Origin of the sequence: Streptomyces sp. NPDC002573, assembly GCF_042889625.1 — a bacterium.
In the GTDB taxonomy this organism is placed as follows: Bacteria; Actinomycetota; Actinomycetes; order Streptomycetales; family Streptomycetaceae; genus Streptomyces; species Streptomyces gibsoniae.
On sequence record NZ_JBIARC010000039.1, the window covers coordinates 1 to 13,206 of the forward strand.

A 13,206-nucleotide genomic window follows, 5' to 3' on the forward strand; every position below is an offset into this window, starting at 1 on the left:
CAGGCCAAGCAGATCAACGCGGTGATGCTGACCTGCGGCACCTACGACGCGGCGGGTGACTTCGCCTACCGGGTCGGCCTGCCCGGCAAGAGCGGAGTCGGAGGCGGGATCATCGCGGTCGTGCCCGGCCGCTGCACGCTGTGCGTCTGGAGCCCGGGCCTGGACGAGCGCGGCAACTCGGTGGCGGGCGTCGCGGCACTGGACCGGTTCACGACCCTCACCGGACTGTCCGTATTCTGAACGAGCCGTCGGCCGTAGTCCCGCTCCTCGACCTCTCCGGGCGGCGGGGGACGATCAATTAGCGTGCCCACGCCCCGTCCCCGGCATCCGTCTCTGGGTCGGGGATGCGCCGCACCCACCACCTACACAGGCGCGAGCCCAGTTGGGAGTGCCCAGCGGGCAGTTCGACGCGGTCGGATTCGACGGCGGCACGATCGACCAACCGGGCGGCATGCCGCCAGCCCAGCTTGGCCAGCACGGTCTGGTTGGCCTACGCGCCGCCGCATATGGCAGCCGGCGCCGCTCCAGGAAGGCGCAGCGCCCCGTCGCGGCCGTAGACCTAATGGGCGGCCACCCACATCCGCCCCTCGGACAGGTCGGACAGGGCCGGGTCGATCATCGCCTCGGCGAGTCGGGACTTCACCGCGAAATCCACCAGGTCGGGGACGTGAGCGCCCCTGCAGTGCTCCCGGTCCCGAATCCACTCCTGGCAGATACAACTCGCGGTCAATCAGCGCCTGACCAGCCCTGGTGGCCCAGGACATCATCACGTCGATCTGACAGGCGAAGGCCCAGAGCCCCGGAGTGCTGCCTGGCCACGGCGGACGAGGCGTGCCGCGCTTGGCGAGGCCGGTCTCGTCCACCGCCAGCCCTTCGCCGCCCGGGGCCCACCCCCGCCCGTCGTCAGCGAGCCCGGTGATGACGTAGCGTCGGGGGAAGTCGCGCAGTGTATCCTCGTCCCACGCCGCCCCGCCGAGCAGGTGATGCTGGTTCCACGGCCTGACGTCCCCGGCATGCTCGGCCATCTGCCAGCCGTCCTGCGCGAGAGCGGTGCCAGCAGCGCGCGGACGCAGGACGCGGCCCGCCGCCACACCTCCACGCGCAGGAACACAACGCCGACCTCCAGCAGTAGTTCCTCAGCCGATCCGACTGCTCCGCGGCCCAGTCCGCATCCGTGGCCGCGGCCGAGATATCCAGCAACTCTGCCTGCATACTGAGAACTTGTTTGGCTTCAGAGACTCACAGGACTGCTGAATCCGGAAGGCGATGATGACAAGCCCGCCCTGCCGCCGATCTCCCTGGTGAACAACTACCTCATCTCCTGGTTCCTGACCGCTGACGTCGTCGAATCCCTACGGCGCCGTGCCGTCGACGGTGGCAGTTACCGCGTGCATGTCTCCCTCACCCGGGTCGCCCTGTGGATCCTGTCCATGGGCATCTTCGACCAGGACTACGCCACCGAGACCGCAGGCACCGGCGAACACCATGCCTACCCCGACCCCGATGTCTTCACCGCGCAGCCCCCTCGGGCACTACCAGGGCATCACCGACCAGGTGAAGATGTTCGACACCCCAGGCGCATACCGACACATCCCCGTCCCCCGCGGCTCCTGCCGCCCGGAATGGGTGCCCGCCCACTGAGCCTGCAGGCCCGGCAAGAAGCCGCAGCAGGAGGCGAGTTTGGTGCCGCCGATGGAAGAACCGCAGTCCGGTTTCTGCCAAACGCGCCGGGCGGGCGGTCTGACAGAAACCGGACTGTGCGTACGGCCGAGCAAGGCCGGTTCTGCAGCGAAATGGGCGCGGCGCAGACCCTTCAGTTGTAGATCACGGTGGTTGCGGTACTTCGGTCAGCTGGTCATCCCGTTCGTCGACATCCGCCTCAGCCTGGCGGATCCATTCGCGCAGCGAGGGCGGATGGCGGGGTTGAGCTCGGCTGCCGCTACATCCGCACCGCACGCTGACGCAACTCCAGCGTGTGCGTTCTGGGAGCGGCCATGGTCACAGGTCGTCTCAAGAAGACCAGAGGGCCTGCGATCAGCAGCATCGTGCTGGGACCCGACATTGGGCTCTTCATGGTGCGACGACGCTCATGGACCCACAGCGGATTGAGTCTGGGGGCCCTTGGTCAGGCTGTGCCAGGCGCGGTTCACTTTTTCCGCGCGAGCGCTCTCGCCGCAGGACCGTGTAAGGAAGGCGAGCCTTGAGAACGACCATCCGCGTTGCTGTTTCGTCGGGGTTTTCCCTCCTCCTCGTACTGTCGGTGGCCAATCGACAGAGCGCCTCGGCTGCTGAATTGAACGCCTCCCAGCAGGTGTACAGCGACTCGGGCCGTCCGCTCGGGGCCAGCAGCGGTGGCGGGGGCGCCCGGCTGGCGATGCATGTCCTGACGGCCGGCGGGGGAAAGTGCCTCAGCGTCGGCCTCCCGGTGGGAAGTTCCCGGATGGAGGACAGTGCGCTGGTCCTATGGGACTGCGGTACCAATGCGAACCTTCAGACATTCAACCAGCAGGACAATCACGACGGAAGCTGGACGTACTGGTTCTCCGACGGGGCGGGGGTGAGGTACTGCCTGGACTCCAAGGCCGGGCATCACGACAACGGGACGAAGCCGGGCTTCCTGCGGTGCGGCGGCGGTATCGCCCAGAAGTGGGCAATCGGTAGGCAAGGCCAGGTGCAGAGCGTGGACAGTCCGGGCAAGTGCCTGGACGATACAGACTCAAAGACCACCAACGGCAACCCTATGCAGCTGTGGACCTGCACCGACGACCCCGGCTCCGTACCGGCTGCCGCGCGCATCGCGCCCACTGCCGCTCGCTCACGGACCGCCACCGTCCGTGCAAGACCGACCTACCGCACCAGGACCGCCTATTCGTCAAGCCCGAGCAGGCGCGCGCCGTCGGCCTCCCCTGCACGACCCGAGAAGTTGCAGAGGCCCTCCCCCGAGGCGCAGCCGGCCCCAGCGGTGACCCACACCACGGCGTCGCTGGAGCCGGGACTTCTCCTGGTGCCGCCCGCCCCGTCGCAGCCCACACCGTCGGCACGCGTCCAGCCTTGGGCGGGGGATGTCCAGTTGACGCCATCCTCACGTTCGGGCACCTCACTCGTGATCGGCTTTGGCGTCTTTGCCGCGCTGGGGTGTCTGATTGCCTGGCGTCTCCCGGTTCGGAAGTGGCTTGGGCGACGCCCGGCGGTGTCATCGTCCACTGGACCGCGTGCGAGTTCCACCCGGGTGGTCGGCCGTCACCGTCGGCAGCCACTGGGCTCTGGCAACGAGAGGACGCCTGCTGTCGCGAGCGCTGTCCCAATTGCACAGCAGGGGTCCGGTGCCCTAGACGACGCAAATTCGTCAGGGCCGCGCAGCAGTGCCGCGCAGCTGCCGGTCGAGGTTGGGAGGCCGGCACCGGCACGTTCGGTGGGACGCCTCAGACTGTCCCGGACCAGGCCAGGCCCGCGATCTGCAAGCCCGGATGCCGCGCAGTCCAGATCGCAGACTCAGCTGGACACCGGTCTCCTCAACTTTTCGGGGCGTCCACGAATGTGGGGTCGGTTGGGTCTGCGCCGTCCCACCGACACCGGGCAACCTACTCCTGGGGTTCTTCAGGGGAAGCATCCCACCGGGGCCCTCGACATGGACCGGGCTGGCCAGCAGTCGGCGACCGCTTGCCGTGTGATCAAGGGTGGTGTCGTGTTCGACGCCCCGGAGCATCGGCTCGATAACGAGAGCCTGGCACCCTGGTGGCAACCGCACTCGCAGTTGTTCACCGTCTTCACTCGCTATGAAGCGGCATCGTCGTGCTTCCGCATCGGGACGCGTTTGTTCGACCCACTTAAGCTTGCTGAGCTCATCCGGGAACACTCGGGATGGAGCGGTCGGCCGGTTCTGATGGTCAGCAATGAGCAGATCGGTGGCTGGGCCGTGCAGCTGGTCGCCGACTACCTGCAGACTCCGGTCCTCACGGGAGGCGACCGGGACAGGTGGTGGGCCATGCGCCCGCAGCGGGCTGGCCGCGCCTGGGCTCCGGCGGTTAATGTCCCGGGCCCGTATCCCTTTACCGCCGCCCAGCTGTCTCGGCTGAGCCGGTTTCCCGTCAGCTCCGCTCAGCATGTGCTGGGAGCGGCCCCCGGAGCTCCCGCGATCGTGGAAGCTCGCAGTGTGGACGACCGCGGGCTCGCTCTCGTTGAGCACGATCAGCAGGGCGCCGAGGAGTTGCTGCGGAAATTTGACGACTGGCGTGGCACGGCTTGGCGCCCCGGTTTGTTCGGAGTCGCTGTCATGAGGTCGTCTGGAGAACCCAGCGCGCCCTATTGCGTTGGTATCAGCCGCTGCACCCTGTGGGACCTATCACGAGGGCTGTGGAGTGTGCGTGAGCGATGGCAGACGGAGGGCAGGACACTTGTCGTGGTTTCGGAAACGTCGGTGGCCGACCGCGAGCTGCGACTGCTGTCGATCTATCTGCACGGAGCGGATGCTGCGGCTCAATGCGTACGCACGGAGGATGGCATCAACCCGGAGACGCTGTGCGAGGCGCCGACCTCGGACGCCGAAGAGAGGCTTCCATCCGCTTCCCTGCCCGAGACGTCCACAAGCCGGGGACACATCGCACCGCAGACGAGGGCAGTGAGCTCTACGGCACTGTCATCGGGTGACAGTGAAACGACCGGGACTGAAGCCGGACGCCTGGGCCTGGACAGTGCCGCCCCACCTGTCGCAGCAAGGGTGTCGGGGGCCTCGCTTGTGGAACAAACGTCCCCAGCCGGACCGGCGCAGGAAATGGCCCACGAATCTGTCCGAGAGCAGGGGACACGCGAGCGCGTCCTGCATGCTCCTCCTGGAATACGGCCAGGCCACCGGAGCACTCCCAGGGAGCGCTCCCTGTTCCGTGAGCGCCTCCAGCACAGATACGACCTGCACGCTCGCTCCGTCGTCCGTGTCCTTGCCACGCAACCTGGGTTGCGTTCACTGTCGGGAGACGGACCGGACTCCGCCGTCTGCGACCTGGTCGCAGTGATGACCCTCCTGCGCAATGAGTGGCCGACAGGCGAACACCTGAACGAGTTTCCCGCGGACCTCGCTGCGGCCTGGGCGGCTTGCGTCGCATCGGGCTTGCGTCGCCTGCCGTCCTACCGAGGCGCTGCGCAGTACACCATGAGCATCTCGAGCGTTGAAGCCGCTCGCTATGTGCCGGGCCAGGTGGTCCTCCAGCCTGAAGTTATCCGGGCTGTCCCAGCTCCGGCCCCGGCCGCCGGAACCGACACCGTATTTCTGGTCTGGTCCGTCGGCGGTCGGCGCACCGATGCGCTGCGCACTGGCAAGGCCACGATCCTGATTCCCGGCAACAGTGAGTTCAAGGTTCTGGCGGCAGAGAACTTGGCCGACGACAGCGGGAAAAAGCGGTTGTGGGTTCTGCTCCGGGAGCTTACGGCGGCAGAGCAGTGCAGTGAGGCCGAGATTGACCGGACCTCCAAGCTCGGTGAGCTCGACGAAGAAGACATGGCCATCCGATCACGACTGCTCAAGATAGCCGATGGCGGTTCGGGAACCAGCCAGAGCGAAGCACGAGCCGGGAGCAACCTAAATCCCTGACCGGCGTTCTACAGCACCGCGGGACTGGGCCCCTGGGCTCTTCTTCTTCCCACTGACGACTGCTGAAGTTGGACTGTTCCCGTACTCTGCTGAGTACTCCCTGATCTTTGAACTCCGACGGAGCCGAACGATATGCACAGTGTTTCTCCGACGGGGCCACAGCGACTTTCCGTGGGGCGGATTGTGGTGCTGGTCATAGCCGCTGCGGCCCCGCTGTCGGCCACGGTGGGCAACCTGCCGCTGGCCCTGGCCCTCGGCAACGGGGCCGGACTGCCCGGGGTGCTCCTTTTCGCAACGGCAGTCTTGCTGTGCTTCAGCGTGGGATACGCGGCGATGAGCCGGCAGGTGGTCAACACCGGTGCCTTCTATACGTATGTGGGGCAGGGTCTCGGGAAACCGGTCGCCGTGGGCACCGCCGTGCTGGCGGTGCTCTCCTACTCTGCGCTTTCGATCGGACTGGCCGGAGCGTTCGGGTACTTCACCAGTCTGATACTGACCGCGGTAGGAATACACGGATCGTGGGTGCTGTACGCCAGCGCCGGGATCACTATCACCGGCCTTCTTGGGTATCGGTCGGTGGACTTGTCCGCCAAGATTCTGGGCATCCTGATGGTCGCCGAGATGGCGATTGTGGTGATCTTTGATATCTCCGTGCTGGCCGAGCGCGGTCTGGCCGCGTTGCCAGCGACCTCGCTGGCACCGGGCACCGTATTCTCAGGAGGTTTCGGGATCGCGGTGATGTTCGCCTTCACCTCGTTCGTCGGTTTCGAGTCCGCCGCTCTCTACGGCGAGGAGACGACCGACCCGACCCGCAGCATTCCTCGTGCGACCTACTTGGCAGTGATCATCATCGGCGTGTTCTATTTCGCCACAGCCTGGATAACCGTCGGCGCAATCGGACCCGACGCGACCCGCTCGACCGCCGGCGCCAAGTTGGGCTCCTTGCTGTTCGATCTCACAGATACTTACGCATCCACGTCACTCGGCAATGTCATGGCCGTGTTGCTGTCCACCTCGCTGTTGGCATCGATGCTGGCAGTGCACAACGCCGCCAGTCGCTACCTGTTTGCCCTGGGCAGGGAAAAGCTACTCCCGGCGGCACTTGGTCGACTCAACCGGCGCCATTACTCGCCCTCGAACGCCAGTATTACCCAAACCGCACTTGCTGCCACCGTGGTCATCACCTTTGCTTGGGCTGGTATGGACCCGTACATCAACCTGGCGACCTCAATGGTCGGACTCAGCACCCTCGGCGTCCTCGGGTTGCAGGCAATCGCAGCCGTGGCGATTCTGGTGTACTTCCACAGGCACCCTATCCCAGGGCTGTGGCGCACCAGAATTGCGCCCGCCATCGGCGCGGTTGGTTTGCTCTTCGCCATCGTACTGTTCGTCGTCGATTACAGGACTCTCGTCGGGACCGACAACGCAGTCATCAACGCTATGCCCTCGGTGCTCGGTCTGGCCGTGATCGTCGGTACGGGCTACGGCCTCTGGCTGCGCTACCACAGGCCCCACATCTACGCGGGCCTGGCCGCCGCGAAACCACTCCACACCACTGCCACCTTCCACCCGGCGGAGGCGCGTGATACTGCCCCCAGATCGATCACACGCCCGTAATGGAGACCGCGATGACCCGTTGCCGCCGAACTGTGCTGTCGGCCAGCAATGCGACTGGTTCCATTTACTCCGCCACCACGCCGTGAAACTCCTCCGACGCGGCAGAAGAGCCGTCCCTCGTCTTGTTCCGGAGCTCGGCGACTTCGAACTCGGCCGGATGCTCGGCCGCGCATCAGGGGTTATCCGCCCGACGGAGCAGGATTTCGTCGTCGCGGCAGTCGAGCACCTGCTCCGTGAGAGCGCTGAGGACTGGGATCGATGCACGCATCGAGTGCGTGTCCTTGCCCGGACGGGCAACCACCGCCTCTTCGAAGCCTGGTGCAGTCAGCGCGCAGAGGACCCCTATGCGCTCGTCCTCAATGCCTGGTCGACTCTGGAGCTCGCGCTCGTGAACGGCGACCTCACCATCCTGCGACATCTGGAGCGCACCTGTCGGCGGAGCGCCGAACTCATGCCTGGACACCCGACTCCATGGGTCGCACTCCTCGCCGTACAGCGGCGCCTTCAGCGATCCCCGCATGAGGTAATGCAGGTATTGCGAGAGATCACAAGGCGCGACCCCTGGCACCGCGAGGCGTACCGGCAGATGCTGTGCTACCTCTCTCCTGAAGAATGCGGCTCCGTCGCAAGCCTGCTCGACTTTGTGGACGAAGCCCAAGAGGATCTGCCCCCCGACGCTCCGGCGATCGGTCTGCACTTGGCCGCGCTGACGGACGTTTACCACCGGACGGTCTTGAAGAGCAACATCGGCTGGATCACGTCACGCCACTACTGGGCGGCCCCCCCTGCAAAGCGGGTGCTGGACCAGGCAGCAGCTCACTGGACCCGGCCGGGCTTCCTGAGCCACGCAGCCGCGCTAGCTGACCTCAACTTGCTCGCGTATGCACTGGTGGAAGCTGGCCGTATGCAGGAGGCGGCCGACGCCTTCCGGGCGATCGACGGCACCGTCACTACCTGGCCGTGGGGCGTACGCGGCGATCCCGTCCACATGTTTTCGCACTGGCATGACCGGCTCTTGTAACGCGCGGACGAGGGCGGACCGTTCAATTCGGCCCGACCGGACACCACAGCGCACCAAAAGCCGCGGGGACCGCGGAGAATCGATAGCCACTCCCCATGACGGCACATATAACTGCCAGCGCCGATGCCCATATTGGGCTCCGCCACGTTGCCCGAGGTCTTCAGGTTCTGCGAATGCACCCCGACCGCGGTCGGTTGCGCGTTGTGGCCGTGTGCACGGCGGATCTTATCCCGTAACAGAGCAAGGACCCGCTGCGTCGAGCGGGGTCGTGTCTCTTGTCGCGCACCAAGCGGGACGCCATCTCGAGCCGTCCGCGACGCGCTCACCGGCACCCCATCGCTCCCACCCACCACCGCCTGCCAAGCCGTGAATGGACACCCTTTCCGCCGGCTACCGAAAGGAATCCCGCCGCGTGAAGTCTGAATCGGCGTTAAACACCGGCGACGCCAACCTGAACCTCGAGTCCCGAACCCTTGGGTCCCTGGGACCCAAATATGCTCAAGGGACCCTCAAACGGCCAGGGGGCAACTTGACACTCGTATGGCCAAGCGCGAGGCCCTGGCGGGCCGAAAATTCATGGAGTGCTACTTCCTGTGCAAGGGACTCCGTTTGGATGGCAATCGATAGCGGTGGAGCAGAAGACTGCTGGAATCTGATTCGACGAAATAACTAGCGCTGAGAGCCTAGGCGCAGCTGCCGAAGACCAATTTGCGGACTCCTCAGGCGTCGAGCGAAGGCCGGACTCACCTACCTTAGCTGTGAACGGCGACTTCGATTTCAGCCGAACTCTTCGCATGTAACGGCGCCCGGATTCGGCTTCAGTGGTACCCCCGTTCATTCCCATGAAAAGAGATTCACCATGACCTTGACGGAAGAGCCGAGACAGGCCCCAGCGGGGCAATCCCCCGGCGGGCTACGCCGTGACGTCGGACTCCTCGGGTTGTTCTTCACGGGCGTCGGCTCCATCATCGGCTCCGGCTGGCTGTTCGGCGCCCTGAGTACATCGCGACAGGCTGGGCCAGCGGCAATCGTTTCATGGATGCTCGGCGGCATCATGATCATGTTGATCGGGTTGGCCTATGCCGAACTCGGCGCGATGCTGCCAATGTCCGGAGGTGCGGTGCGCTTCCCCCACCTGGTCTTCGGATCGTTCGCCAGCTTCACCACCGGCTGGATCAACTGGCTGGCCGCAGCTTCTGTCGCCCCCATCGAGGTGGAGGGCGCCCTGCAATATGCCACCTACTACGTGCCATGGCTCACGAGACTGGACGCCGGAGTGCCGGTGCTAACCGGCGGCGGTCTCGCCGTGGCGATCGCCTTCCTCGCCCTCTTCAGTGTGATCAATGTCGTCGGCGTGAAGCTCTTCGAGAAGGCCAACACCATCCTCGTCTGGTGGAAGCTGATCATCATCCTGCTGGTCGTGGTGGCGCTCGTGGGCACCGCCTTCCACCCGGCGAACTTCCACACCCAGGGCTTCGCCCCTAATGGCTTCTCCGGCATCGTCACGTCCATTGCAACGGCCGGGGTGGTTTTCTCGTACTTCGGCTTCCGCCAAGGGGTCGATCTCGCCGGCGAAAGCAAGAACCCCCGCCGCAATGTCCCCATCGCGGTGATCGGATCGATCCTCATCACCATGGCCATCTACGTGGGGCTACAGGTCGCCTTCATCGGTGCACTTCCCACCAGCCTGCTGAGCCACGGCTGGTCCGCCCTGGACTTTCCCAATGCCTTCGGGCCACTCGCGGCCCTGGCCACCCTCCTGGGCCTGCCGTGGCTGGCCACGCTGCTGTATGCGGACGCGGTCGTCTCGCCTGCCGACACCGGCCTCATCTACACCACCGTCACTTCCCGTCTCTCATATGCCATGTCCAAGAACGGCAATGCACCCCAAGGACTGGCAGCACTCAGTCGGCGCGGTGTCCCGTGGGTCAGTATCATCTTGACCTTCGTGACGGGCCTGATCTTCTTCATGCCCTTCCCGGGCTGGCAGAAGATGGTCGGCTTCATCACCTCGGCCACGGTGCTGTCTTTCGGTTCCGGACCGCTGGTGGTCGCCGCGCTCCGCCGTCGGGCACCGGAGCAGGAGCGACCGTTCAGGCTTCCGGGTGGGGACGTCATCCCGTTCCTGGCGTTCTACTCTTCCAACCTGATCGTTTTCTGGACCGGCTGGGAGACAGACAGGAAGCTGTTCGTCGCCATCATGATCGGTTTCCTACTGTTCGTCATTCAGTCCTTCCGGAAGCCCACCCGCAACCTTGCCCGGGATCTGCGCGCGGGCCTGTGGGTGTGTCCGTGGCTTGTCGGGCTGGCGCTGCTGAGCTGGCTTGGTCCGTTCGGCGGCGGCCTCAAGATGATCAGCTTTGCAGGGGCCTTCCCGGTGATCGCGGCCTTCAGCTTGGCGATCTACGTCCTGGCCATCTGCTTCTGTCTGGCAGCCCCTGTTGTGCAGGAGTCTCTCGCCCTTGCCATGGATGAGGAAACAACTCCGCCCACTCAACCGCACCTCAGCGATGCAGCCCGCGAAGGGACATTCGACTCTCCCGACGGATCCGCACCGGAGTTTGGCGACTACTTCAGGCCCCCGGCAACGCGCTACGACTCTCCCGACCTTCAGGAAGGCTCTGCCCAAGTTGCTGCCAGTGGACAATCTCCGCGACGGAACTCGACTTTGGCATCCAGCAGATACCGGATTGCGGCGTTCTTCCGGCGCCGTCCCGAGCGATGATTAACCCGCCGTCGCAGACCCGTCAGAGCGGCAAGGACAAGCGGCGACGTCGGCCGCACTGAACCGTTCGTGACAGCAGAGCCGCCACGAAAGACGCCGGCGGTGACTGACCTTGGCGCTTTAGCGTCTGGGCCAGCAAGCCGAAGACCTCTCCGCGGTCGCCCCTGCGCGGGCGCAGGACGCGAATGCATAGGGGTCCTCGGCCTTCTGCCTCACTCCGGCACGTTCCTGGGCTGGTGCTCGAATGACACTCTTGACACAACTGATCCTGATCCCCTGACAGGGTATCAAATTGACCCGCTTAGTGATTTTCTTCTGACTCTGGCCTCGATGTTCAAGGGCATCGCGCGGCATCTGGGCACCTCCAAGACGCGGCCCAGCGGGCCCTTGCGAGCCAGAAGACCCGGCATAACGCAGCAACGCTGATCGCCGAGCGGATCTGCTGGGTCCGGGTGATGGCCATCCTCAAGGACCGAATTCGTGAGCTGCGGCCCGCCTGTGTCGGTCGACGCTAACGGCCCGATTCGCCGGCCGGTGCGACCTGCGGTTTTCGAGGCGGGAATCCCGCTGGGCTATGGACAAAGAAACCGGGCCTTGTGCTCACCCAGCCTGGCTGGACCAGTATGTTCGTGCCGATACCTGGAACTACGCCCGTCCACTCCGCCGCGATCAGCCATCACTTCATCGTCACCGAGAACGACAAATCATGGTCCGGGCCTTCGGCGGCGAGATCGTTGCCCAGCACGCCCCCTGCTGGCCACCCCCCAATCCACCACCGACCCTGAACACGCCGAGGGGTGCGATGTCTCGCCCAGGTACGCCGCTGTCCTACGGGGCAGGTCCACGCGGCCGGCTCCGGCCGATGGTGGAGGTCGAACAGCGCGAGCCGGGCACCCGCCAGCGGGTCTTGCCAGGCTCCCCAGGGCGCCCGCTCAGGCCCTGGCCGTAACTCAAGCCGCCCCTGCCCACGACCCGGGAGGCGGACGCCCCGGCTGCAAAGCACGGGATAGAGGCAGCCACGTGAACTCCGTTGAGGAAACGTCAATGAGCCGTCGACCGCCAGGCCGAACTCGTTAATCCGATTGCGTGAACCGGGTCTGCGGGCCCATGCGGGCCGGGTCTACAGGCCTATTTTAAGGGAAATTCTTCGAGTGTTCCCAACCTCGCTGTCGACTCCTGGCATAATCGGGCGTGGATTTAGCAGGAAACGCAGCGGCGTAGTTTCGACCAGGCGGAGTCGACGGTCCTACCCATCCGTCTAATCAGGGCTTCGATGACGGCGGATGATATCGTGAAATCTAGACCGACATTTTCGGCGAAGTTCGAAGAACGTCTTCATGAATCGTCACCCAAGCAAATGGGCAAGGAATTGGAAAACGACATCCGGGCGGATGATAGCTTCCTCGGCGATCTCTACGTGAACCATTCGGCGATGCTCTTGCGGTACGCGATGAAAGTCGGACGAACGAATCGAGAAAGCGCAGAGGACGTGGTCCAGGAGACATTTTTCCGCGCCTGGAAGAATGCACCGAAGCTCCGCGTCCAGCAGCAGTCGGCGCGTGCCTGGCTACTACGTGTGGCCCGCAACATCATTATTGATGGCCATCGGGCGCAGAGTGCGCGCCCGGACGAGTCCGAACTTGTCTTGGTCGAAGCCTTGCCCCCGGCGCCCGACGAAGTGGATAGCATAGTTCTTGCCCGCGCCATGCTACATGCGCTGGCGGAGCTCTCACCCGAGCATCGAGAGGTCATCGTACGCCTGCATTGTCTGGATCATTCTGTCGCTGAGACCGCGCGCGCAATCGGCGTGCCGACAGGGACGGTCAAGTCGCGCAACCACTACGCGCTCAGGGTGTTGCGTCGGAGCATGGTCATCACGGGCTGGCTTGATGACGGATAAACCGGTGCATGATTCGCCTGGCCTGGAGTTCAGACCCGTTACCGTAATCGCAGCGTCGAACACGTGGGTACCGCACTAGCCTCCGCCTTTCAGCTGCGTCGGGCTGGTCCGGGTTGATAGCCGAGGCCACGTCTTCCTGGCCGTGTGCGGTCGCCGGGCATGCCAAGACCCCGACGCGCTGGCCGGGGTCTCCGAGGGTCCGTGGTTCGTGAGTGGGCACGCATCGCTCTACCCGACCGAACGTCACCCTGATTATAGAGAGCTACTTGTCGCTTCGCGGCGGCTTCGGTCGCACAGCTGGTTGGTCCCAGAGGTTCACGCTCTCGCCGTGCCCCATGAACTAGGCGTGCACCGCCAAC

At 64.9% G+C, this 13,206-nt stretch carries 7 protein-coding genes and 1 pseudogene; all 8 read left to right on the forward strand.

Annotated features, from left to right (window positions below):
* The coding region (locus tag ACFYX0_RS30280; protein ID WP_388974748.1) for a glutaminase at positions 1 to 240 on the forward strand (240 nt) is incomplete at its 5' end.
* 1,263 nt (positions 241 to 1,503) lie between these two features.
* Entirely contained in the window at positions 1,504 to 1,641 is a 138-nt protein-coding gene (locus tag ACFYX0_RS30285) for a hypothetical protein (protein WP_388974750.1), read from the forward strand.
* Between the two features lie 799 nt (positions 1,642 to 2,440).
* Positions 2,441 to 2,752, forward strand: a pseudogene (locus ACFYX0_RS30290) (ricin-type beta-trefoil lectin domain protein); the annotation flags it as partial.
* A gap of 2,256 nt (positions 2,753 to 5,008) precedes the next feature.
* Positions 5,009 to 5,584, forward strand: a complete 576-nt coding sequence (locus ACFYX0_RS30295; RefSeq protein ID WP_388974839.1) for a hypothetical protein — start codon at positions 5,009 to 5,011, stop codon at positions 5,582 to 5,584.
* Positions 5,585 to 5,755: 171 nt separating this feature from the next.
* Positions 5,756 to 7,201, forward strand: a complete 1,446-nt coding sequence (locus ACFYX0_RS30300; RefSeq protein WP_388974752.1) for an APC family permease — start codon at positions 5,756 to 5,758, stop codon at positions 7,199 to 7,201.
* A gap of 82 nt (positions 7,202 to 7,283) precedes the next feature.
* Entirely contained in the window at positions 7,284 to 8,222 is a 939-nt protein-coding gene (locus ACFYX0_RS30305) for a hypothetical protein (protein ID WP_388974754.1), read from the forward strand.
* 859 nt (positions 8,223 to 9,081) lie between these two features.
* Complete coding sequence (locus tag ACFYX0_RS30310) at positions 9,082 to 10,947, forward strand: APC family permease (RefSeq protein ID WP_388974756.1); 1,866 nt, start codon at positions 9,082 to 9,084, stop codon at positions 10,945 to 10,947.
* 1,273 nt (positions 10,948 to 12,220) lie between these two features.
* Positions 12,221 to 12,847, forward strand: a complete 627-nt coding sequence (locus ACFYX0_RS30315) for a sigma-70 family RNA polymerase sigma factor (protein WP_388974758.1) — start codon at positions 12,221 to 12,223, stop codon at positions 12,845 to 12,847.
* The last annotated feature ends 359 nt before the right edge of the window (positions 12,848 to 13,206 follow it).

What these genes read in the sequence shown, in the direction of transcription:
- ACFYX0_RS30285 (WP_388974750.1), top strand. Translation starts at nt 1,504, where the DNA reads ATGTCTTCACCGCGCAGCCCCCTCGGGCACTACCAGGGCATCACCGAC.
- ACFYX0_RS30295 (WP_388974839.1), top strand. Translation starts at nt 5,009, where the DNA reads ATGACCCTCCTGCGCAATGAGTGGCCGACAGGCGAACACCTGAACGAG.
- ACFYX0_RS30315 (WP_388974758.1), top strand. Translation starts at nt 12,221, where the DNA reads ATGACGGCGGATGATATCGTGAAATCTAGACCGACATTTTCGGCGAAG.
- ACFYX0_RS30310 (WP_388974756.1), top strand. Translation starts at nt 9,082, where the DNA reads ATGACCTTGACGGAAGAGCCGAGACAGGCCCCAGCGGGGCAATCCCCC.